General features: G+C 74.5%; 21 protein-coding genes. 12 read left to right on the top strand and 9 right to left on the bottom strand.

What is annotated here, in order from left to right; translation table 11 throughout:
• Window positions 1-6 precede the first annotated feature (6 nt).
• Window positions 7-1,446 carry a dihydrolipoyl dehydrogenase family protein gene (locus ACSU6M_RS29880; protein ID WP_437073854.1) on the bottom strand — a complete coding sequence of 480 codons (1,440 nt, stop codon included), beginning with the start codon at window positions 1,444-1,446 and terminating at the stop codon, window positions 7-9.
• 98 nt (window positions 1,447-1,544) lie between these two features.
• Here ACSU6M_RS29880 and trxA point away from each other — a divergent pair, with 98 nt between their 5' ends.
• Window positions 1,545-1,967 (top strand): thioredoxin, encoded by a 423-nt coding sequence (gene trxA / locus ACSU6M_RS29875; protein WP_437073852.1) that lies wholly within the window; start codon window positions 1,545-1,547, stop codon window positions 1,965-1,967.
• A 9-nt stretch (window positions 1,968-1,976) separates the two neighbouring features.
• On the opposite strand, the gene ACSU6M_RS29870 is transcribed toward trxA, so the two are convergent.
• Together ACSU6M_RS29870 and ACSU6M_RS29865 are read right to left on the bottom strand one after the other, a co-directional pair.
• Entirely contained in the window at window positions 1,977-3,011 is a 1,035-nt protein-coding gene (locus ACSU6M_RS29870; protein WP_437073850.1) for a LacI family DNA-binding transcriptional regulator, read from the bottom strand.
• Between the two features lie 102 nt (window positions 3,012-3,113).
• Window positions 3,114-3,773 (bottom strand): TetR/AcrR family transcriptional regulator, encoded by a 660-nt coding sequence (locus tag ACSU6M_RS29865; RefSeq protein ID WP_437073849.1) that lies wholly within the window; start codon window positions 3,771-3,773, stop codon window positions 3,114-3,116.
• A 185-nt stretch (window positions 3,774-3,958) separates the two neighbouring features.
• Between ACSU6M_RS29865 and ACSU6M_RS29860 the strand changes: the two genes are divergently transcribed.
• Complete coding sequence (locus tag ACSU6M_RS29860; protein WP_437073848.1) at window positions 3,959-4,522, top strand: NAD(P)H-dependent oxidoreductase; 564 nt, start codon at window positions 3,959-3,961, stop codon at window positions 4,520-4,522.
• A 118-nt stretch (window positions 4,523-4,640) separates the two neighbouring features.
• On the opposite strand, the gene ACSU6M_RS29855 is transcribed toward ACSU6M_RS29860, so the two are convergent.
• Window positions 4,641-5,816, bottom strand: coding sequence for a magnesium and cobalt transport protein CorA (locus ACSU6M_RS29855; protein WP_437073847.1), 1,176 nt, complete (start codon window positions 5,814-5,816; stop codon window positions 4,641-4,643).
• Between the two features lie 454 nt (window positions 5,817-6,270).
• Between ACSU6M_RS29855 and ACSU6M_RS29850 the strand changes: the two genes are divergently transcribed.
• Entirely contained in the window at window positions 6,271-6,669 is a 399-nt protein-coding gene (locus ACSU6M_RS29850; RefSeq protein WP_437073845.1) for a DUF6153 family protein, read from the top strand.
• A 96-nt stretch (window positions 6,670-6,765) separates the two neighbouring features.
• A complete protein-coding gene (locus ACSU6M_RS29845; RefSeq protein ID WP_437073844.1) occupies window positions 6,766-7,377 on the top strand; it encodes a DUF305 domain-containing protein in 612 nt (203 codons plus the stop codon).
• Between the two features lie 268 nt (window positions 7,378-7,645).
• On the opposite strand, the gene ACSU6M_RS29840 is transcribed toward ACSU6M_RS29845, so the two are convergent.
• From ACSU6M_RS29840 to ACSU6M_RS29825, 4 genes are all read right to left on the bottom strand, one after another.
• The gene (locus ACSU6M_RS29840; protein ID WP_437073842.1) at window positions 7,646-9,070 is read right to left on the bottom strand and encodes an MFS transporter; all 1,425 of its coding nucleotides are present in this window, start codon (window positions 9,068-9,070) and stop codon (window positions 7,646-7,648) included.
• A gap of 141 nt (window positions 9,071-9,211) precedes the next feature.
• Window positions 9,212-10,690, bottom strand: coding sequence for a PLP-dependent aminotransferase family protein (locus tag ACSU6M_RS29835; protein ID WP_437075411.1), 1,479 nt, complete (start codon window positions 10,688-10,690; stop codon window positions 9,212-9,214).
• Between the two features lie 68 nt (window positions 10,691-10,758).
• Window positions 10,759-11,460, bottom strand: a complete 702-nt coding sequence (locus ACSU6M_RS29830; RefSeq protein WP_437073841.1) for a B3/B4 domain-containing protein — start codon at window positions 11,458-11,460, stop codon at window positions 10,759-10,761.
• A gap of 2 nt (window positions 11,461-11,462) precedes the next feature.
• The gene (locus ACSU6M_RS29825) at window positions 11,463-12,068 is read right to left on the bottom strand and encodes a LysE family translocator (RefSeq protein WP_437073839.1); all 606 of its coding nucleotides are present in this window, start codon (window positions 12,066-12,068) and stop codon (window positions 11,463-11,465) included.
• A gap of 210 nt (window positions 12,069-12,278) precedes the next feature.
• On the opposite strand from ACSU6M_RS29825, the gene ACSU6M_RS29820 reads away from it, so the two are divergent.
• The 4 genes from ACSU6M_RS29820 (at window position 12,279) to ACSU6M_RS29805 (ending at window position 16,201) form a co-directional block, all read left to right on the top strand.
• Window positions 12,279-13,013, top strand: coding sequence for a response regulator transcription factor (locus tag ACSU6M_RS29820; protein WP_437073837.1), 735 nt, complete (start codon window positions 12,279-12,281; stop codon window positions 13,011-13,013).
• Between the two features lie 10 nt (window positions 13,014-13,023).
• Entirely contained in the window at window positions 13,024-14,124 is a 1,101-nt protein-coding gene (locus ACSU6M_RS29815; protein WP_437073835.1) for a sensor histidine kinase, read from the top strand.
• 125 nt (window positions 14,125-14,249) lie between these two features.
• Window positions 14,250-15,674, top strand: coding sequence for an amidase (locus ACSU6M_RS29810; protein ID WP_437073833.1), 1,425 nt, complete (start codon window positions 14,250-14,252; stop codon window positions 15,672-15,674).
• An 80-nt stretch (window positions 15,675-15,754) separates the two neighbouring features.
• The gene (locus ACSU6M_RS29805; RefSeq protein ID WP_437073832.1) at window positions 15,755-16,201 is read left to right on the top strand and encodes a type II toxin-antitoxin system PemK/MazF family toxin; all 447 of its coding nucleotides are present in this window, start codon (window positions 15,755-15,757) and stop codon (window positions 16,199-16,201) included.
• A 48-nt stretch (window positions 16,202-16,249) separates the two neighbouring features.
• Here ACSU6M_RS29805 and ACSU6M_RS29800 read toward each other — a convergent pair whose 3' ends face one another.
• Window positions 16,250-17,080, bottom strand: coding sequence for a TIGR02452 family protein (locus ACSU6M_RS29800; protein ID WP_437073831.1), 831 nt, complete (start codon window positions 17,078-17,080; stop codon window positions 16,250-16,252).
• Between the two features lie 367 nt (window positions 17,081-17,447).
• Between ACSU6M_RS29800 and egtA the strand changes: the two genes are divergently transcribed.
• Genes egtA through egtD form a run of 4 tightly spaced genes read left to right on the top strand, consistent with a single transcriptional unit; the run spans window position 17,448 to window position 21,995 of the window.
• Window positions 17,448-18,926 carry an ergothioneine biosynthesis glutamate--cysteine ligase EgtA gene (egtA, locus tag ACSU6M_RS29795; protein WP_437073830.1) on the top strand — a complete coding sequence of 493 codons (1,479 nt, stop codon included), beginning with the start codon at window positions 17,448-17,450 and terminating at the stop codon, window positions 18,924-18,926.
• Window positions 18,923-20,245 (top strand): ergothioneine biosynthesis protein EgtB, encoded by a 1,323-nt coding sequence (gene egtB, locus ACSU6M_RS29790; RefSeq protein ID WP_437073828.1) that lies wholly within the window; start codon window positions 18,923-18,925, stop codon window positions 20,243-20,245. Before egtA ends, egtB begins: the two co-directional genes overlap by 4 nt.
• Window positions 20,245-21,036, top strand: a complete 792-nt coding sequence (gene egtC, locus ACSU6M_RS29785; protein ID WP_437073827.1) for an ergothioneine biosynthesis protein EgtC — start codon at window positions 20,245-20,247, stop codon at window positions 21,034-21,036. The genes egtB and egtC overlap by 1 nt, the downstream gene beginning before the upstream one ends.
• On the top strand, window positions 21,033-21,995 hold the full coding sequence (egtD, locus tag ACSU6M_RS29780) for an L-histidine N(alpha)-methyltransferase (RefSeq protein ID WP_437073825.1): 963 nt from the start codon (window positions 21,033-21,035) through the stop codon (window positions 21,993-21,995). The genes egtC and egtD overlap by 4 nt, the downstream gene beginning before the upstream one ends.

The following is a 21,995-nucleotide window of genomic DNA, read 5'->3' as shown; positions in this document are numbered from 1 at the left end:
CGTACGTCAGTTGTCCCGGTACGCCTCCAGCAGGCGCAGCCACACCTCGCTGAGGGTCGGGTAGGACGGGACCGCGTGCCACAGCCTGCCGACGGGGACCTGGCCGGCGACGGCGATCGTCGCCGAGTGGATGAGTTCGCCGACGCCGGGGCCGACGAAGGTGACACCGCGCAGGATCTCCTCCTCGAGGTCGACGACCATACGGGCGCGGCCGCGGTAGCCGTCGCCGTACAGGCCCGCTCCGGCGACGGAGGAGAACTCGACGTCCACGGCACGCACCCGGTGCCCGGCCTGTTCGGCCTCGGCGAGGGAGAGGCCGACGGCGGCGGCCTCGGGATCGGTGAAGACGACCTGGGGGACGGCGGCGTGGTCGGCGCTGGCGGCGTGGGCGCTCCAGGGCTCCGGCGACTCCAGGTCGGCCGTCTCGCCGGAGGCGCGCGCGGCGATGGCGGCGCCGGCGATGCGGGCCTGGTACTTGCCCTGGTGGGTGAGGAGGGCGCGCCGGTTGACGTCGCCGACGGCGTAGAGCCAGTCGGTGCCCGTGACACGCAGGCTGTCGTCGACGGGGAGCCAGGAGCCGGGTTCCAGGCCGACGGTGTCGAGGCCGATGTCGTCGGTGCGCGGGGCGCGGCCGGTGGCGAAGAGGATCTCGTCGGCCTCCAGGCGTTCGCCGGAGCCGGTGGTGACGGTCACCGTGCCGTCGTCACGGCGTACGGAGTCCACGGAGGTGCCGGTGCGCACGTCCGCGCCGGCCTCCTTCAGCGCCTCGGCGACCAGTTCGCCGGCGAAGGGCTCCATGCGGCCCAGCAGCCCCTTGCCGCGGACGAGGAGCGTGACCCGCGAGCCGAGGGCCTGCCAGGCGGTGGCCATCTCGGTGGCGACGACGCCGCCGCCCACGACGATCAGCCGGCCGGGGGCGGCCTGGGCGCTGGTGGCCTCGCGGCTGGTCCAGGGGCGTACGTCGGCGAGGCCGGGCAGGTCGGGCAGGAGGGCGCGGGTGCCGGTGCACACGGCGACGGCGTGCCGGGCGGTCAGCGTGCGGCGGGTGCCGTCCGCGGCGGTGACCTCCACGGTGCGCGGGGCCACCAGACGGCCGTGCCCGCGGTACAGGTCGGCGCCGATGCCCTCGATCCAGCCGGCCTGTCCGTCGTCCTTCCAGTGGGAGGTGTACTCGTCGCGGCGGGCGAGGACCGCGCCCGCGTCGAGGGGGCCCCGCACGGCCCGGTCGAGGCCGGGCAGGCGGCGGGCGTCGGCGTGGGCGATGACCGGGCGCAGCAGGGCCTTGCTCGGCATGCAGGCCCAGTAGGAGCACTCGCCGCCGACCAGCTCGTTCTCCACGACCGCGGTGGACAGGCCGGCCGCGCGGGTGCGGTCGGCGACGTTCTCCCCCACGGGCCCGGCTCCGAGCACCACGACGTCGTACGCGTTGGGATCCGTTTCCGTCATGGGGTCAGTCTTACGGGTGGTGTGCGGTGTGGCCACACGGGTACGCGCGCGGTTGTGCGGCTGTGCGCGCACGGAATAGCTGCCCGTCCCTCTGTGTTGTGCGGACGGCTCAGCCCGACACCAGGAAGAGGGATCACGCCATGACGAGCACTGTGGAGCTCACCAAGGAGAACTTCGACCGGACGGTCACCGAGAACGAGTTCGTTCTCATCGACTTCTGGGCAGCCTGGTGCGGGCCGTGCCGGCAGTTCGCGCCGGTCTACGAGAAGGCGGCCGAGGCCAATCCCGATCTGGTGTTCGGCAAGGTGGACACCGAGGCGCAGCCGGAGCTGGCCGCGGCCTTCGGTATCCAGTCGATCCCGACGCTGATGATCGTGCGTGACCAGGTGGCGGTGTTCGCGCAGCCGGGGGCGCTGCCCGAGGCGGCGCTGGCCGATGTGATCGGGCAGGCCCGCAGGCTGGACATGGACGAGGTCCGCAAGGCGGTCGCCGCGCAGCAGGCCGGCTCGCAGGGAGAGTGACGGGTCCGGTCAGCTGGAGTCGCGGTGGATCACCGTGGCTCCCAGCACCCGGTGGGTCTCGGGGGCGGCGCCCGGATCGCGTACGGCCCGGTCGACGAGCCGGGCGAGGTCGCCCGCGGCGGGCAGCTCGATGTGCACGGTGCTGAGCCGGGGCCGCAGCAGCCGGCCGAGCATCAGGTCGTCGGCGCCGATCACGGCCGTGTCCTCGGGGATGGAGATCCCCTCGTCCTGGAGGGCGCGCATCAGCAGCATCGCGTATTCGTCGTTGTAGGCGAAGACCGCGTCCAGGCCGAGGTCGCGCCAGCGGGCGGCGAGCCGGGCGGCGGACTCCTCGTCGTAGGCGAGGGGGAGTTCGCGCACGGTGGCCGGGGTGGCGCGCAGGGCGCGGCGTACGCCGGCGAGGCGGGGCCGGGCGAAGGCGTCGAGGCCGGGTTCGGCGGGGACGACGACGCCGATACGGCGCCGGCCCCTGGCGTGGAGATGGGCGCCGGCCGCGCGGCCGACCTCCTCGTGGTCCATGAGCAGGGCGTGGGCGCCGTCGACCCTGGTGGGACCGAGGGTGACGACGGCGCGGGCGCCGGAGCGCTTGAGGACGGTCACGCCCCGCGGGCCGATGCCCGAGCCGGGGACCAGCACGGCCACGGGGCGCAGCTCGGCCCAGGCGCGGGCGGCCTCGTCGCCCTCGGCACCGATCGAGCCGTACTGGACGACGGTGTAGTCGAGGCGGCCGAGGGCCCATTGCAGGTCGTTGAGGAACTGGCCGTACAGCGGTCCGACGGGGACGGCGGGGGCGGGCATCAGGACGGTGCGGCTGTGGCCGGCGCGCAGGCTGCGGGCGGCGGCGTGGGGGACGTAGCCGAGTTCCTTGGCCGCCTCGCGGACCCTGCGGCGGGTGGGCTCGCTGATGCGCACGTCGCTGGTGTTGTTCAGGACGTAGGAGACGGTCGCGCGCGAGACTCCGGCCAGACGCGCCACGTCGGCGCTCGTGGGCACGGCGGGGTGTGCGGGCGACGAGGGCGTGGACTGCTTCGGTATCTGCACCATGACAGAGGCATCTTGGCAGAGCCGGGGTGCGGGGTTCCGGGCGGGCTCCGCTGCTTCACGCTTCTACGAACATGCCGCGCGTAGACGGAAGTTGAGTGAGCGTCAGTTTTCGGCGCCGGTGCCGGTCACGCGGGCGACGAGGTCGAGCCAGCCCGCCTCCAGCCGTTCGAAGGGCATGGCGCACTGCTGGGCCAGGTGGTGGACCAGCACGGGGCTGAGGTAGCCCATCAGGGTGTGGGCGAGCAGTTCGGAGTCCGCCTGGGGCACCTGCTGGCGCAGGAGCATGGCGACGTGCGCGTGCAGGGCGCGCCGGGGCGCCGCGGCGAAGCGGCGTTCGTCGCTCGGCTCGGCGGCCGCCATCAGGTCGAGCTGGTCGAGGGTGCGGCGCAGCACGGCGACGCCGAAGGCGCGCAGCCGCTCCACGGGCGGGGCGCCGGGTCCGAGCGGGGGCGGCCCGCTGATGAAGGCGGCCTGGAACTGGCGCTCGGAGTGGTCCAGCAGGGCCGCGAGCAGGCCGTTGCGGTCGCCGAACCGCCGGAACACCGTCCCCTTGCCGACCTGGGCGGCCGCCGCCACGGCCTCCATGGTGACGCCGGCGGCGCCGTGCTCGGCGATCAGCCGGGCGGCCGCGTCGAGCAGCTTGGCGCGGTTGCGCGCGGCGTCGGCGCGCAGGCAGGGCTCGTCGTCCGGCGCTCCGATCTGGATCAATTCGACGCCGGTGGCGGGTGATTGCGGAGGGAGCAGGGGGAGGTCGGCGGCCATGAAGAAAGCGTAAACCATCGGGAATGAAACTGGACCGTGGTCCGGTTAACTGGTACACCTAAGTGGACCGCGGTCCGGTTAGCCGGACGGGGGAACTGGACCGCGGTCCGGTTCTAGTGGTACAACTTTCAACGGACCCCGGTCCGGATCGTTAGACGGCACAGTTTCAGCCATCGGGAGTAGTCATGTCTGTCCGCATCCTCGCGCTCGTCGGCAGCCTTCGCGCCGGTTCGCACAACCGCCAGCTCGCCGAGGCGGCCGTGAAGCACGCTCCCGAGGGCGCGCAGATCGAGCTGTTCGAGGGCCTGGCCGAGGTGCCCTTCTACAACGAGGACATCGACGTCGAGGGCTCCGTCCCGGCCGCCGCCGTGCGGCTGCGCGAGGCCGCCGCTGCCGCCGACGCGCTGCTGCTGTTCTCGCCCGAGTACAACGGCACCATGCCGGCCGTGCTGAAGAACGCCATCGACTGGCTGTCGCGTCCGTACGGCGCCGGTGCGCTCGTCGGCAAGCCGGTCGCCGTGGTCGGCACCGCCTTCGGCCAGTACGGCGGCGTCTGGGCGCAGGACGAGGCCCGCAAGGCCGTCGGCATCGCCGGTGGCAAGGTGCTGGAGGACGTGAAGATGTCCGTCCCCGGTTCCGTGACCCGCTTCGCCGAGATCCACCCGGCCGACGACGCCGAGGTCGTCGAGCAGCTCACCGCCGTCCTCTCCGCCGTGCACGGCCACGCCGGTGAGGCGGCTGCGGCCTGAGCGGCGCCGCAGCCCGTGGGAGGGGCCGCAGCCTTCGGGCGGCGGCCCCTTCCGCATGTCCGGGGGGTGACGGCGCCGGCGCGGCGCAGGGTCGCGGGACCGGCGGCACCGCGCGGGCTCACAGCCAGTCGCGGCGTTTGAAGACCAGGTAGAGGCTGACGCAGACCAGGGCCATCAGGGTGATGGCGAAGGGGTAGCCGAGGATCCAGTGGAGCTCGGGCATGTGGTCGAAGTTCATGCCGTAGACCGTGCCGACGAGGGTCGGGGCGAAGAGGATGGCGGCCCACGAGGAGATCTTCTTGATCTCGTTGTTCTGGGCGTGCCCGGCCTCCGCCATCAGCTTCATCTCCTCGTTCTGCGCCTGAGAGACGAGCGTGGCGTTCACGGTGAGGATGTTCTCCAGCATCTGCCGGAACCCGTCGACCCGCTCGGCGGCCGTGGTGGCGTGGTCGGCCACGTCGCGCAGATAGCGCTGGAGCTCCTCGTCGGTGCCGTACTTCTCGAACCCGGCCTCCAGATCCCGCATGATTCCGAGCAGCGGACGCGCGGCCCGCTGGAACTCGATGACCTCGCGGGAGAGCTCGTAGATACGGCGGGACACCTTCGGGTCGCCGCCGAAGACCTCGGTCTCGATCTCGTCGATGTCGTTCTGCAGACCCGCGATGACGGGCGCGTAGCCGTCGACCACCGCGTCCAGCACGGCGTAGAGCACGGCCTCGGGGCCGCGGGCCAGCAGTTCGGGGTCCTTCTCCAGGCGGGCGCGGACCGCGCCGAGGTCGGGGGCCTGGGAGTGGCGGACGGTGAGGACGAAGTCGGGGCCGATGAACAGGTGTATCTCGCCGAAGTCGACCTCCTCGGCCTCGTCGAGATAGCGGGCGGCGCGCAGGACGACGAAGAGGGTGTCGCCGTAGCGCTCCAGCTTGGGGCGCTGATGGGCGACGATCGCGTCCTCCACGGCCAGCTCGTGCAGGTCGAACTGCTCGGCGGCCGCCAGCAGCTGGGCCGCGGCGGGCCGGTACAGGCCGATCCAGGCCATGGTGCCGGGCTCGCCGGGCAGCCTGCGGTAGATCTCCGCCAGCGAGGACGGCGTCTCGATGCGGTGTCCGTTGCGGTAGAGGCCCGCGTCGACGACGCTGCGCGCCAGGGACACCGAGGGCGACTCCTGCTCCTCGTCGGCACGCGGGTCCATCGTGTGCTCGGGCGCCTCCTCCTTGCCCCCGACGACAGGTGCGGCCGGCGGCCGGGTGAAGGGCCGTTTGCCCGCGCGTACCGCGCGTCCGCGCCAGTCGGCCATGGCCGCTACCTCCTTCAGGGGACGGGAGCTGTGCCGGCGACGGGGCGAAGGCGGCGTGCGCAGGAGGCCGTACGGGGCCGCAGGACGCGCCTTGTCCCTGGGGTTCAGGCTAGCCCGCGGGGGGAGATCGCGCGCCATCGACTGCTCCGGGGCACTTCGGGGCGAATCTGCGGACCAGGACCTGTACTGATCGGTCCCGTACCGGGAGGTGGGCGGTTCGGCCGGGGTGCGGTCAGGTCGACCGGCGCCGCGGGCGGGATCGAGCGCGGGGCGATCGGCGGCTTCACCGACGCCTTCGCGGTCGGCGCGCTCGGGGCCGGCGGCGCCGCGCCGGCGGCCCTGTTCCTCGTACCGCCGGACAGACCACGGACGGCAGGCGGGCCGCATGTGCTCTGAGCCGTTCGGCGGTGAGCCCCTGTCGGCCGGGGCTCCGGGCTTTCGTAGCATGTGCTCCGTGACAGCCCGAGCCGCGCTCCACCGCGCGCCGGTACCGCCCGTGTGGTGGCCGGCGCTGCTGGTGTGGGGGCTGCTGACCGGGCTGGTGGGCATGCACGGCCTGGCGCCGGGCGGGACGGCCCACCCCTCCGGGCACCACGCGGCCATGGCCGCCCACGCGCGGGCGCACCCGGACGCGGAGTCCGTGTGCCACGGCGACGGCGGCAACCACCCGCAGCACGCCGATCCGACCTGCGCCTCGGGAGCCGTGGGCGCCGGTCCCGCGCCGCTGCCTCCGTCGGCCGATCCCATCGGGCACGCGACGGTGGCCCCCGACGCCCGGCGTTCCGTCGCGGGCGACGCCCGGGGCGGACGCGCGCCTCCCTCGCTCGCCGAACTCCAGCTCCTGCGGATATAGGACACGGCCCGCCGTCCGCCGCCGACCCGGTGGCGGCGCGGCACGCCGTCATGTCCCGCGCCCTGTGCGCGCCCCACCTCACGCAGGAGTTCACATATGACCAGCACCCGTGCCCCGATCCGCCGTGCCGCGTTCGCCGCGGCCGGCGTCGCAGCGGCCCTCGTCCTCGCCGCCTGCGGCGACGGCGGCTCCCACGCGGGCGGCCACGCCGACACCTCCGCCCCGGCGTCGGCGTCCGCCGCCGATCACAACGCCCAGGACGTGGCCTTCGCCCAGGGGATGATCCCGCACCACCGGCAGGCCCTGGAGATGGCCGCGCTGGCCGCGGACCGGGCCGCCTCCCCCGAGGTCAAGGATCTGGCCGCGCGCATCGAGAAGGCGCAGGCGCCGGAGATCCGGACGATGACCGGCTGGCTGGAGTCCTGGGGCGAGACAGTGCCGTCGCCCGGCTCGGGCCACTCCGAGCACGCGGGGGCCGAGGGGATGATGGACGAGGAGGAGATGGCCGAGCTGGGCCAGGCGTCCGGCCGGGAGTTCGACACCCTGTTCCTGACGCTGATGGTCGAGCACCACGAGGGCGCCGTGGAGATGGCGAGGACCGAGCAGAAGCAGGGCCGTCACGGTCCGGCCAAGGAGATGGCCGGCGCGGTGATCTCCGGTCAGAGCGCCGAGATCGAGGAGATGAAGGCGCTGCTCGGCACGGGCTGACGGAACGCACGCCCAGGGGCGCCCGGCGGCCTTCGCGGCCGTCGGGCGCCCCTGTGGTGTCCGGGGGCTGTTCGGGCGCCTCTGCGGTGTCCGGGGCTATCGCGCCCCTTGGTGTCTGGGGCCATCGCGCCCCTGAGCGTCCGGGGTCTGGTCCGCCGCCCTTGAGCGTCCGGGGTCTGGTCCGGCGCCCCTGAGCGTCCGTGGGTCCGGTCCGGCGCCCCTAAGGTGTCCGGGGGTCTGGTCCGGCGCCCCTGGGTGTCCGGGGGGCTCAGGCGGACACCTTCTGCGGCACCTCCTGCCGGGGGCGCTCCGCGTTCTCGCCGCGCATCGCGAACAGGGTGGCGAGTCCGCCGACGGCCGCGATGACGGCGGCGGCGAGGAAGGCGGTGCCGAAGCCGTCGGTGAGCGCGGCGGCGTCACCGAGTTCGCCGGCGCCCTGCGAGGTGGCCAGGGCGGTGAGGGCGGCCAGCCCCAGGGCCGAACCGACCTGGTAGGTGGTGTTGACGATGCCGGAGGCCAGGCCCGCCTGCTCCTGCGGGGCGCCCGACATGGCGGCCATCATCGCCGGGATGTACGCCAGCGACATACCGAGCGCGGCCACCAGGGAGGCGGGCAGGACGTCCACCACGAAGGTGCCGGTGGGCTCCACGGCCGACAGCCACAGCAGGCCCGCGGCCAGGACCAGCAGCCCGGCGCCGATCAGCGGCTTGGCGCCGAAGCGGCCCAGCAGACGGGCGGTGATCGCCGTCATGAAGACCATCAGCAGACCGGTCATCGGCAGCAGCGCGGCACCCGAGGCGAACGCCCCGTGGCCGAGGACCTGCTGGAGGTAGAGGTTGAGGAAGTACCACATGGGGATCCACGCGGCGCCGAGCAGCGTCATCGCCAGGTTCGCCGAGCCCAGCCGCGGCACCCGCCAGATGCCGAGCGGCATCAGCGGCGTGCGCACCGTCTTCTGCACCAGCAGGAACAGGGCCAGCAGGGCTGCGGCTCCGCCGAGTCCGAGCAGGGTTTGCGCGGATCCCCACCCGGCCTCCGGCGCTCGGACGACGGCGAAGACGGCCAGCGCCAGACCGGCGGTCACCGTGACGGCACCGAGGAGGTCGACCGCGCCGCGCCGGGGTGCCACGGCCGGGAGCAGACCGGTGGCGGCGAGGGTGGCGAGGCCGATCGGGACGTAGACGATGAACACCCAGGGCCAGCTCAGCCATTCGGTGAAGACGCCGCCGAGGAAGACCCCGGCCGTGCCGCCCGCGGGCGCGGCGGCGCCGTAGAGGGCCATGGCCTTGCCGAGCTCCCTCGGGTCGTGGGAGAAGAGGATCATCAGCAGGGTCATGGCGGCCGGGGCGATGAGGGCACCGCCGACGCCCTGGACGGCCCGGCCGAGCACCTCCACCCAGGCGGTCCGCGCGGCCGCCGCGACGACGGAGCCGGCGATCAGCACGACCCATCCGGCGGTGAACACCCGGCGGGCGCCGAGCAGATCGGACAGTCTGCCGCCGAGCAGGAGCAGACCGCCGAAGGCGATGACGTAGGCGTTGAACACCCATTGCAGGTCCCCTGGCGAGAAGCCGAGGTCGCGCTGCATCTCGGGCAGGGCCACCCCGATGATCGAGGTGTCCATGATCACCATGAACTGGGCTGCGGCGAGCACGAGGAGGGCCCACCAGCGGCGGGGGTCGGCGGCTGACATCGCGTACCTCTCTGGGCGTGTGCGGTCCATGAGGAGTAGGTACCCCTGGGGGGTATCCACGAGAGACAGATATACCCCCTGGGGGTATCTAGCGCAAGGGGTTCGGCGCCCAGGAGGAGCTACGGATTGCGCGGCCTGGCCTCAGGCCGACAGCGCCCGCAGGGCGCGGCCCAGTGCCGCGACCCCCTCTTCGATGACCCCGGGCGGGGTGGCCGAGTAGCCGAGGACCAGGCCGGGGCGGCCGGGGGTCTGGCGGTGCCAGGACAGGGGCTGGCACTTGACGCCCGCGGCAAGCGCGGCGGCGGCCAGCTCGGTGTCGGGGACGTCCGGCGCGTAGGTGACGGTCAGGTGCAGACCGGCCGCGGCGCCGTGCACCACCGCACCCGGCAGGTGCCGGGCGACGGCGGCGATCATCGTGTCGCGGCGGCGCCGGTGACGGCCGCGCAGCATCCGCAGATGGCGCTCCAGCTCGCCGGACTCCATCAGCCGGGCGAGCACCAGCTGCGGCAGCACCGGATTGCCGAGGTCGGTGAAGCGTTTGGCGTCGGTGAGGGCGCCGAGAAAGCGGGGCGGCGGAACCGCCCAGCCGATGCGCAGAGCGGGCGCGAGCAGCTTGGAGACGCTGCCCAGGTAGCAGACGTGGTCGGCGAGGAGGGCGCGCAGCGCGGGCACGGGCGGGCGGTCGTAGCGGTGCTCGGCGTCGTAGTCGTCCTCCAGGATCAGCCCGCCCTCCTGTGCCCAGCGCAGCAGCTCACGGCGGCGCTCACCGCTGGTCACCACGCCCATCGGGAACTGGTGGGCGGGGGTGAGCAGGACCGCGCGGGCGCCGGTGGCGCGCAGGGCGTCGACCCGTACGCCGTCCTCGTCGACCGGGACGGGCGGGGTGGCCAGCCCGCCGTGGTGCAGATGCTGGCGGGCGCCGAGCGAGCCCGGTTCCTCGACGGCGACGGCGTCGACGCCGTCCGCGCGTAGCACCGGGTTGAGCAGGGTGAGGGCCTGGGCGGTGCCCGCGACGACGATCAGTTCGTCGGGCGCGACCCGGATGCCGCGGCTGCGGGCCAGCCAGTCGGCGACGGCCCGGCGCAGGGGCGGGGCGCCGCGCGGGTCGCCGTAGCCGAGGGTGTCGGCGGACAGGTCGGCGAGCACGGCGCGTTCGGCGCGCAGCCAGGCCGTGCGGGGGAAGACGGCGAGGTCGGGGCGGCCGGGGGTGAAGTCGACGCGGGCGGGCGCGGTGCGCAGGGCGTCGAAGACGTCCAGGGTGGGGGCGCCGGTGAACAGGGCGGCGGGGGCGGTGTGTCCGGGCGGCGCCGGGGTCCGGGGCGCGGGGCGGGGCACCGCGACGACGACGGTGCCGCCGCGGCGGCGGCCCTCCACATGGCCGTCCTCGGCCAGGCGCCGGTACGCCTCGGTGACCACACCGCGTGAGAGGCGCAGTTCGGTGGCGAGCAGCCGGGTGGAGGGGAGCCTGCTGCCGACGGTCAGCCGTCCGTCGGCGATCGCCTGCCGCAGCCGCCCGGCCAGCCAGTCGGCCTTGCCTGCGGCGGGTACGGCGGCGGCGTCCAACTGGAGGAAGTCGGAGCCGTGTTCCCCGTGCGGGGACACGGCTCCGGCGGTGGGCACGGCACTCGGCGCCCCCGCGTCCACGGCCGTCTGCTCGTTCACCGTGCCGATCGTGCCATGCACGCCGCTCAGCCGGGAAACGTGAACTCGGGCCGCGCGTCGGTGAGTACGGCGGTGTCGGGGTCCGTCGGCCAGTGGGCCGTCAGCTCCGCGGCGAGGGTCTTCAGCAGCTCGGGCACGGTGTCGTGGCCGCCCTCGTGCATGGCCTCGGTGACCACCAGGATGCGCCGGGTGTGGGGGCCCACGGCGGAGTGGCCGCTCTGCCGGTGGGTCCAGCGGCGGGCGTGGGCGCGGCCGGCGGAGTCCACGAAGGTGACCTCGCCGGGGGCGGGGTGTTCGGTGCCGCCGCCGAAGGGGGTGTAGTGCTCGTCGCCGCGGGCGGGGCGCACCTCCAGCAGCGGTCCGGCGATACGGTCGGCGTCGAGGGCGGCGACGGGAACGGCGTAGGCGACCGAGACGGCGTTGCAGAGGTCCACGACCGGATGGATCCGCGGCAGGCCGCCCTCCTTGCGAAGCCTGCGCAGCAGGGACTCCGAGGCGCACCGGTACTGGGTCGGCCTCAGCCCCATCCGGGAGAACGCCCGCCGCCAGGCGAGCACTTCGGGGAACTCCCCCTCGGTGGCCCCGGCCAGCCGGGACGCGGCCCGGGCGGTGTACTCGGCGACGGCCGGACCGGTGTCGGCGAGGGCGTCGACGGAGGTGGCGTGGAGGACGCCCGCCGTCAGTTCCGGGTACTGCGAGCGGAGGGTGTCCGCGTGCCGGAAGCGCATGGTCAGGCCACCGCCAGCCGGGCGCCCAGGCCCACGAAGCAGACGGCGAACACCCTGCGGATCCCGGTCAGTACGGCGGGCCGGGCGAGGACGCGGTCGCGTACGGCGGCGGCGCACAGGCCGTACGCGGCGAAGACCACGAAGGTGAGTGCCATGAACACGGCGCCGAGCCGCAGCATCGCCCCGGCGGAGCCGTCCGCCCCGGCCGGTACGAACTGCGGGAGGAAGGCGACGAAGAACATGGTGAGCTTGGGGTTGACCAGGTTGAGCAGCACACCGGAGACGATCACCCGGCCGGCGGACCGCGGCTCGCTCTCCCCCGCGACCGTCAGGGCGTCCCGGTCGCGCAGGGTCGCCCAGGCCATGTACAGCAGATAGCCGACGCCGAGGTACTTCACCGTCTCGTAGGCGACGGCGCTCGTGTGCAGCAGCGCCGCGAGCCCGGTGATCGTGGCCAGCAGGTGCGGCACGATGCCGAGGGTGCACGCGAAGGCGGCGATCACGCTCGCCCTGCGGCCGTGGGCGAGTCCGGCGGCCAGCGTGTACACCACGCCGGTGCCGGGGGTGACCACCATGACGAGGGTGGTCAACAGGAAGGCGACGCTCAAGGGAACCTCCGCTCCGGGCTTTCGGACGCTTCCACTCTGCCGAGGTCATGGTCCGGCGGACAGGGCCAAAGTGTGCGGGGTTCAGTGGTCCATAAGTCCGCGGGCTTCTCGCCGTCCATGGCTTTCCCCCGGTCCACGAGCTTCTTACGGAACGCGGACATCGCCCCCCGCGGCTGCCCCGCCGGCCAGGTGAAATGCGAGGCTGTGCGCATGCAGCAGCCGCAGGAGCCCTCCGGGGCGCACACCGCCGGACCCTCGCCGGCGAGGGTCCTCGTCGTGGACGACGATCCGACCGTCTCCGAGGTCGTGGCCGGATATCTGGACCGCGCCGGTTATGCCGTCGACCGGGCGGGCGACGGGCCGACGGCCCTGACGCGGGCCGCGGCCCACCGGCCGGACCTGGTGGTGCTGGACCTGATGCTGCCGGGGATGGACGGCCTGGAGGTCTGCCGGAGGCTGCGCGGGCACGGTCCCGTGCCGGTCATCATGCTCACCGCCCGCGGTGACGAGGACGACCGGATCCTGGGCCTGGAGGTCGGTGCCGACGACTACGTCACCAAGCCCTTCAGCCCGCGCGAGCTGGTGCTGCGCGTGGAGTCGGTGCTGCGCCGCAGCCGGCCCGCCCCGTCCGGTCACCGGGTGGCCGCGGCCGGGCTCACCGTCGACCCGGACGCCCGCCGGGTGACCAAGGACGGCACGGAACTCGCCCTCACCCTGCGGGAGTTCGACCTGCTGCTGTTCTTCCTGCGCCACCCCGGACGGGCGTTCAGCCGTGAGGACCTGATGCGGGAGGTGTGGGGCTGGGAGTTCGGCGATCTGTCGACGGTCACCGTGCACATCCGGCGGCTGCGCGGCAAGGTCGAGGACGATCCGGCGCGACCCCGGCTGATCCAGACGGTGTGGGGTGTGGGGTACCGCTTCGAGCCGGGCGAGGGGGCGGTGTGAGGTGAAGGACATGCTGCTCATCGCCCTGTACGCGTTCGCGGGCGCCGCCGCGTCGGGGCTGGCCGGGGCGGGGGTGCTGTTCCTGATCCGGCGGCGCTCGCTCACGGCGTCGCTCGCGGTCGTGGCGGCGGTCGGCGTGGTCGCGATGCTGTCGGGGACGCTGGCGGTGGCGTGGGCGATGTTCCTGTCCCCGCACGACCTGACCGTGGTGACGACGGTGGTGGCCATGGCGGCGGTGGTGTCGCTGGCGACCGCGCTGCTGCTGGGCCGCTGGGTGGTGGCCCGCAGCCGGGAACTGGCCGTGGCGGCACGCTCGTTCGGCGACGGGGGCGCCTTCGCGGCGCCCGGTGGCGCGACCACCGCCGAACTCGACGCGGTCAGCCGGGAGTTGGCCGCCACCAGCGCCAGGCTGGCGGAGTCCCGGGCGCGGGAGCGGGCGCTGGAGACCTCGCGGCGCGAGCTCGTCGCCTGGATCTCGCACGATCTGCGCACCCCGCTGGCCGGTCTGCGCGCGATGTCGGAGGCCCTGGAGGACGGGGTCGCCGCCGACCCGGACCGCTATCTGCGGCAGATGCGCACCGAGGTCGAGCGCCTCAACGACATGGTCGGCGACCTCTTCGAGCTCTCCCGCATCCACGCTGGCGCGCTCGCCCTGGCCCCCACCCGGATGTCCCTGTACGACCTGGTGGGCGACGCGCTGGCCGGGGCGGACGCGCTGGCCCGGGAGCACGGGGTGCGGCTGGTGGGCGACCGCGTCGAGCCGGTGCCGGTGGAGGTGGACGGCAAGGAGATGAGCCGGGTGCTGGGCAACCTCCTGGTCAACGCGATCCGCCGGACCCCCGCCGACGGCACGGTCGCGGTGGCCGCCGAGCGCTCGCCGGACGGGGTGGTGCTGTCCGTGACGGACGGCTGCGGCGGCATCCCGGAGGAGGATCTGCCGCGCGTCTTCGACACCGGCTGGCGCGGCACCGACGCCCGGACGCCCCCGGCCGGCGCGGGTCTGGGCCTCGCCATCGTGCGGGGCATCGTCGAGGCGCACCAGGGGCGGGCCACCGTCCGCAACATTCCGGGCGGCTGCCGCTTCGAGGTGACGCTGCCGACGGCTCCGTAGCACCACGGGGGCCGCCGCCCGGTGCGTCGTTCACACCGCTGCGGGATTCCACAGGGCGTTCCGCAGACGCCTTCCTGACGTTACCGTTCGGTAGGACGACGGCGTTCCCCCCGGAGGTGTCCCGTATGACGCTCGACCGTGCCGCAGGGCTGGCGGAGACCGCGCGGGCGCTGGCCGCCGGGGAGGTGTCCTCGCGCGCGCTCGTCGAACGGGCCGTGGCACGGATCGAGGCGACGCAGGGGTCGCTCAACGCCTTCCGGGTCGTGCGGGCCGAGGCGGCGCTCGCGGAGGCCGAGGCGGCGGACCGGGCGCTGGCCGCCGGGGTGCGCAAGCCGCTGCTCGGGGTGCCGGTGGCGGTGAAGGACGACATGGACGTGGCCGGGGAGCCGACCGCGTTCGGCTGTGCCGGGGCGTTCCCGCCGGCCGCGGCGGACGGGGAGGCGGTACGGCGGCTGCGGGCGGCCGGGGCCGTGATCGTCGGCAAGACGAACACCTGTGAGCTGGGCCAGTGGCCGTTCACGGAGGGTCCCGCGTTCGGCGCGACCCGCAATCCGTGGAACTCCGGGCATACGCCGGGTGGTTCGTCCGGCGGCTCGGCGGCGGCGGTCGCGGCGGGGCTGGTGCCGGCCGCGCTCGGTTCGGACGGGGCCGGGTCGGTGCGCATCCCCGCCTCCTGGACGAACCTGGTCGGCATCAAGCCGCAGCGCGGGCGCATCTCGACCTGGCCGCGCGGCGAGGCGTTCCAGGGCATCACCGTCAACGGCACCCTCGCCCGCACGGTCGCCGACGCGGCCCTGCTGCTGGACTGTGCGAGCGGCAACCACGACCTGGACCCGCACCGGCCCGCGCCGCTCGACGTGTCGGCGGCCGTCGGCCGCGACCCGGGCCGGCTGCGCATCGCCCTCGCGCTGAAGCCGCCGTTCACCGCGCTGCCCGCCCGGCTGCACCCGGAGATCCGGGCGCGGGTCGTCGAACTCGCCGAGACGCTGGCCGGGTTGGGGCACGCGGTGGAGGAGGCCGACCCGCCCTACGGCCGGATCGGGCTGACCTTCGTCCCGCGGGCCACCGCCGGGATCGCCGAGTACGTCCGGGAGTCCCCCGCCCCCGCCCTGCTGGACCCGCGCACCCGTGACGCCGCCCGGCTCGGGCGGCTGCTCGGCGGGGCCCCGCTGCGGGCCGCCCGGACCGCGGAGGCGCGGCTGCACCGGCGCATCGGCGCCTTCTTCACCTCGTACGACGTGATCCTCGCGCCCACCACGGCCGCTCCGCCGCCGCGCGTCGGCGCGATGCTCGGCCTCGGTGGGTTCGCCACCGACCGGGCGATGATCGCCGCCTGTCCGTACGCCTGGCCGTGGAACGTGCTCGGCTGGCCCGGTGTGAACGTCCCCGCCGGTTTCGTCACCGGCGGCCTGCCGGTGGGCGCCCAGCTGCTCGGACCGGCCGCGAGCGAGCCCCTTCTGGTGTCGCTGGCCGCACAGGTGGAGGCGGAGCTGCGCTGGCACGAGAGGTGGCCGCCGGACGAGCTCGGGGCGGACACGCGGGCGGCGTGAGGGAGTTGGGCCGTGCGCTGTGGCGGCCCGGTGAGCGGCCGTGCGCGTGGGCACGGCCGGCACCCTCTAAGGTGCCCCCCGTGACCGCGTTTACCGATGAGAACGTGCCCGGCCGGTTCGGCCCGCACGCGACCACCGACGTCGACCCGCGCACGGTGGGCCGGGTGCGCACCGAGTACGCGCCCGCGCATGACGGCGACCCCGATCCCGGTGAGATCGTCTGGACGTGGGTGCCGTACGAGGAGCACGACGGGCGGGGCAAGGACCGGCCGGTGCTGGTGGTGGCCCGCGAGCCGGCGGGCACGCTGCTGGCGGTGCGGCTGTCCAGCAAGCGCCACGACCACCAGCGCGACTGGGTGCCGATCGGCTCCGGGCCCTGGGACCGCTCGGGACGGGAGTCCTGGGTGGACGTGGACCGGGTGCTGCGGCTGCACGAGATGGGCATGCGCCGCGAGGCGTGCGCGCTGGACCGGGCGCGCTTCGACCTGGTCCGGCATCGGCTGCGGCTGCGCTACGGCTGGAGCTGAGCCGCCCGGACGCCGGAGCGCGGTCCGGACTTCCCAGCCGCCGGACCGCTAGCGCCGCAGCTGAGCCGCCCCTGCCTGGAAGGTCCGCTCGAAGGCGCCCCGCACCGCCGCGTCCCGTGTCCGGTCCAGCACCCCGAACACCACGTGCTCGAACCGCCCGGCGAACCGCCCGCCGGGCCCCAGCAGCGCGTGGAAGGCGCCCGCCACCTGCGCCGGGTCGTTCTGGAAGACCCCGCAGCCCCAGGCGCCCAGCACCAGGCGCCGGTAGCCCTCGGCCGCGGCCGTCTCCAGCACGCGCTCGGCACGGGCGCGCAGGGCGGCCGGAAGGCCGGCGGCGCGCTCCGGTGCCGTACGCCGTACGACGCCCGCGTTCGGGGCGGCGGCGGTGAGGAAGCCCGCCAGGTACGGTTCGTCGAGGAGCTCGCCGCGGTCGTCGCGGAAGACCGGTACGCCGGGCGCATGGATGACGCGGTCCGTGTAGAACGGGTCGCGGTGGGCGCGGTGGTGGTCGTAGAACTGCGGGGCCTGCAGCAGGCAGCGGTACAGCGCCGAGGCGCGGCACAGGGCCTCCTCCTGGGCCTGGGCGCCGTTGAGGAAGCCGCCGCCGGGATTGCGGGCGGAGGCGAAGTTCAGGACGGCCACCCCGCCGCCGACGCGGCGGGCCGCCTCCAGGCTGCTCTCGCCGGTGACCTCCACCGAGGTCTCCACCGGCTCCGCCGGCGCCACCGCCACCGGTCCGGGGCCGTGCATACGGGTGCCCGCGCGGGCCGCGGCCACGGCCGCCCCGATGGACACCTCGCGTCCGCCGCGGGTGCGGTAGCCCCCGGCCGCGACGATCTCTTCCGTCTCCTTCGCGATGCCGCGCAGACGTGCGCTCACGGCGCCACCCCCGTCGGCGCCGTGAGCGCACGTCGTGCGCCCTCCCCCATGGTGCTCATGGAGTGATCCTGCGCGATGCTGGACGGGCGGGCAAAGGGTTTTTCCGGGCCCGGCCGCCCGTGACATCCCGATGAGTGTTCGAGGAACGGACCGGAAACGGACGGGGACGGCCCGGCGCTCCCCCACCCGCCTGACCTCGGAGAACGATCACCAGGACAGCCCGGAACCGGAGGCTCCCGGTCCCCTCGGTCCCGAGGGGCGCTCTTGTGCGAACCGGCGCGAGGGTCTTGGCTGGGACGGGTGATGCCGGGCGGGAGCCCAGAGGTGACCGTGCGGCGCCCACAGGGAATCTCAGGAGGATCCTGACGTGTCCGATTCGGCAGGCGGCTGTACGGAGGACCGTGCAGCCATCACGGAGGCCGAGGTCGAGGCCCTCGTGCGCGGCATCTGCTTCAAGACCGGGCCGCCCGGCACGGTCGGGGTGGAGGTGGAGTGGCTGCTCCACGACCCGCTGCGGCCCCGGCACCCGGTGCCGCCCGAACAACTCTCCGCGGTCTACGCCGCACTGCGCGCCGTCCCCCTCGGCTCGGCGCTCACCGTCGAACCCGGCGGCCAGCTGGAGCTGAGCTCGCCGCCCGCCGCGTCTTTGACGGACGCGATCGCCACCGTCTCCGCCGATCTCGCCGCCGTACGGGCGGCCCTGCGCCAGGACGGTCTCGCGCTCCTCGGCATCGGCCAGGACCCCTGGCGTCCGCCCCGCCGCTATCTGCGCTCCCCGCGCTACGACGCGATGGAGACCTGCCTGGACCGCACCGGTCCCGCGGGCCGCGCCATGATGTGCGCCTCGGCGTCCGTGCAGGTCTGTCTGGACGCCGGGTTCGAGGAGCCAGGACCGCTCGGCATGGGGCGGCGCTGGTGGCTGGCGCACCAGTTGGGCGCGGTCCTGGTGGCCGCCTTCGCCAACTCCCCGCTGGACGGTGACCGGCCCACCGGCTGGCGCTCCACCCGGCAGCTGACCTGGACCCGGATCGGTGCCGGCCGCGCGGGCGCCCCCGCCCTGGACGGCGATCCGCGCACCGCGTGGGCCCGGCATGTGCTGGACGCGCCGGTGATGTGCGTCCGCCGGGACGGCGGGCCGTGGGAGGTGCCCGAGGGGCTGACCTTCCGGCAGTGGACCCGCTCGGGCCTGCCGCGCCCGCCCACCCGGGCGGACCTCGACTACCACGTCACCACGCTGTTCCCGCCGGTCAGACCGCGTGGGCATCTGGAGCTGCGGATGATCGACGCGCAGCCGGGCGACGACGGCTGGATCGTGCCGCTCGCGGTGACGACGGCCCTGTTCGACGATCCGGAGGCCGCGGAGACCGCCTATCGCGCGGTGAAGCCGCTGGCCGAGCGTTCCCTGGGCCTGCCCGCGCCGCACAACCCGCTGTGGCTGGCCGCCGCCCGCGACGCGCTCGCGGACCCCGAGCTGCGCGAGGTGGCCGGGATCTGCTTCGCGGCGGCGCTGGAGGCGCTGCCCCGGCTCGGGGCCGGATCCGGGATCACGGACGCCGTCGCGGCGTACCGGGACCGCTATGTGGCCCGTGGCCGCTGCCCCGCCGACGATCTGCTGGACCACGCGCACGGCGCGCATCTCCCCCCGGCCACCGAGGCGCACGGGACGCACACGCCCCCGGCCACCGGGACGCACCCCCAGGACACTCCCCCGGTCGCCGGGACGCACCCCCAGGACACTCCCCCGGCCACAGGGACGCACCGCGAGGACGCTCCCCCGGCCACAGGGACGCGCGGCCAGGACACTCCCCCGTTCACCGGGGCGCACGGGAAGGACATCCCCGCATGACCACCGAGCCGGCCCTCGACACCGAGGCGTTCCGCGAGCGGGCGCTGGCCTCGCTGACCGCCGCCCGCGCCCGCACCACGCTGCTGACCTCCTGTGTGGAGGACCCCGACCTCACCGCCCAGCACTCGCCGCTGATGTCCCCGCTGGTGTGGGACCTGGCGCACATCGGCAACCAGGAGGAGCAGTGGCTGCTGCGGGCCGTCGCCGGGCAGGAGGCGATGCGCCCGGAGATCGACAGCCTCTACGACGCCTTCGAGCACCCGCGCGCCGAGCGGCCGAGGCTGCCGCTGCTGCCGCCCGACGAGGCCCGGAAGTACGCCGCCGAGGTGCGCGGGCGGGTGCTGGACGTGCTGGAGGCCGCCGCGTTCCACGGCACCCGGCTGACCGAGGCCGGCTTCGCCTTCGGGATGATCGCCCAGCACGAACAGCAGCACGACGAGACGATGCTGATCACCCATCAGCTCCGCAGGGGCCCGCAGGCGCTGACCGCCCCGGACCCGGAGCCGGTGCCGCTGTACACGGGACCGCCCGAGGTTCTCGTGCCCGGCGGCCCGTTCACCATGGGCACCTCCGCCGAGCCGTGGTCGCTGGACAACGAACGCCCCGCGCACACGCGTGAGGTGGCGCCCTTCTGGATCGACACCACACCCGTCACCAACGGCGCCTATCTGGCGTTCATCGAGGACGGCGGCTACGAGACGGAACGCTGGTGGACGCCCGAGGGCTGGGCGCACGTGCGCCGCGCCTCCCTGCACGCGCCGCTGTTCTGGCGCCGCGACGGCGGACAGTGGCTGCGCCGCCGGTTCGGGGTCACCGAGGTGGTGCCGCCCGAGGAACCCGTGGTGCACGTGTGCTGGTACGAGGCCGACGCCTACGCCCGCTGGGCCGGGCGGCGGCTGCCCACCGAGGCCGAGTGGGAGAAGGCCGCCCGCTTCGACCCGGCCACCGGAGGCTCGCGGCGCTACCCGTGGGGCGACGCCGATCCGGCGCCCGAGCACGCCAACCTGGGCCAGCGGCATCTGCGCCCGGCCCCGGCGGGCTCCTACCCGGCCGGGGAGTCACCGCTCGGGGTACGGCAGTTGATCGGCGACGTCTGGGAGTGGACGGCCAGCGACTTCCTGCCGTACCCGGGCTTCACGGCGTTCCCGTACAAGGAGTACTCGGAGGTGTTCTTCGGTCCCGACTACAAGGTGCTGCGCGGCGGTTCGTTCGCGGTGGACCCGGTCGCCTGCCGGGGCACGTTCCGCAACTGGGACTATCCGATCCGGCGGCAGATCTTCTCCGGGTTCCGCACCGCGCGCTCCGCGGAGGACGTCTGATGTGCCGCCACCTGGCCTATGTGGGTCCCGAAGTCCCTCTCGGACGGCTGCTGTTCGAACCGCCGCACTCGCTGTACCGGCAGTCGTGGGCGCCGCGGCGGCAGCGGCACGGCACGGTCAACGCGGACGGCTTCGGGGTCGGCTGGTACGCCGAGGGCGACCCGGTGCCGGCCCGCTACCGGCGGTTCGGGCCGATCTGGGCGGACTGCGATCTGACCGATCTGGCGCGGGTGGTGCGCAGCCGTGCGCTGCTCGCCGCGGTGCGCGACGCGACCGTGCCGAGCCCGGACGGGGAGGCGGCCGCGGCGCCCTTCGCCGCCGACCGGTGGCTGTTCAGCCACAACGGCGCGGTCACCGGCTGGCCGGACTCCCTCGCGCCCCTCGCGCACGGCCTGCCGCCGGCCGATCTGCTGGCGCTCGCCGCCCGCAACGACTCGGCGCTGGTGTGGGCGCTCGTCCTGGCCCGGCTGCGGGCCGGAGACGACATGGGCCGGGCGCTGGCCGACACCGTCCCCGAGGTGGCCGCCGCCGCGCCGGGCTCCCGCCTCAACCTGCTGCTCACCGACGGCACCGGCATCGCCGCGACGGCCTGGGGCGACACCCTGTGGTACCGCGCGGAACCCGGCCGCGGCACGGTCGTGGCCTCCGAGCCGCACGACGACGACCCCCGCTGGCAGGAGGTCCCCGACCGCACCCTGCTCGTCGCGACCGACGCCGATGTCCTGCTGTCCCCGCTCAAGGAACCGAGCGACGCCTCGGCCCCCGCACCACTCAAGGAGCCCCGCTCGTGACCCCGTTCCAGCTCACCCGCACCCTGGCCGAGGACGCCATGGACGCCGCCCTGCGCGCCGACGTCCGCCGCGGCCTGACCGCCCACCCCAAGACGCTGCCGCCGAAGTGGTTCTACGACGCCCACGGCAGCGATCTGTTCGAGCAGATCACCGAGTTGCCCGAGTACTACCCGACGCGCGCCGAGCGGGAGATCCTGCTCGCCCGGTCCGGCGAGATCGCCGCCGCGCTGCCCGCCCGTACGCTGATCGAGCTGGGCTCGGGCTCCTCCGACAAGACCCGGCATCTGCTGGGCGCGCTGACCTCGCTGGAGACGTACGTCCCCGTCGACGTCAGCGAGAGCGCCCTCACCCAGGCCGGCAAGGCACTGGTGGCCGACTTCCCCGGGCTGAGCGTGCACGCGCTGATCGCCGACTTCACGGCGGGCCTGAGCCTGCCCGCGACACCGGGGCCGCGGCTGCTGGCGTTCCTCGGGGGCACCATCGGGAACCTGCTCCCGGCCGAGCGCGCCGAGTTCCTCACCGCCGTACGGGCGCTGCTCTCCCCCGGGGACGCGCTGCTGCTCGGCACCGATCTGGTCAAGGACGAGCGGGTCCTGGTCCCGGCGTACGACGACGCGGCCGGGGTGACGGCTCGGTTCAACAAGAACGTGCTCACCGTCGTCAACCGCGAGCTCGGCGCCGACTTCGACCCGGCCGCGTTCGACCATGTGGCCCTGTGGGACGCCGAGCAGGAGTGGATCGAGATGCGGCTGCGCTCCCGCGTCGAGCAGACCGTGAAGATCCCCGCACTCGACCTCGCCGTCGACTTCGCGCCGGGCGAGGAGTTGCGTACGGAGGTCTCGGCGAAGTTCCGCGAGGACGGCGTCCGTGCCGAACTGGCCGCCGCCGGCCTGGAACTGAGCCACTGGTGGACGGACCCGCGGGGCCGGTTCGCGCTGTCGTTGAGCACCGCGAGGTAG

Source organism: Streptomyces sp. enrichment culture (genome assembly GCF_964272895.1).
GTDB lineage: Bacteria > Actinomycetota > Actinomycetes > Streptomycetales > Streptomycetaceae > Streptomyces.
The sequence above is the reverse complement of the archived record's forward strand: the minus strand, read 5'-3'. Positions and strand labels throughout refer to the sequence as shown.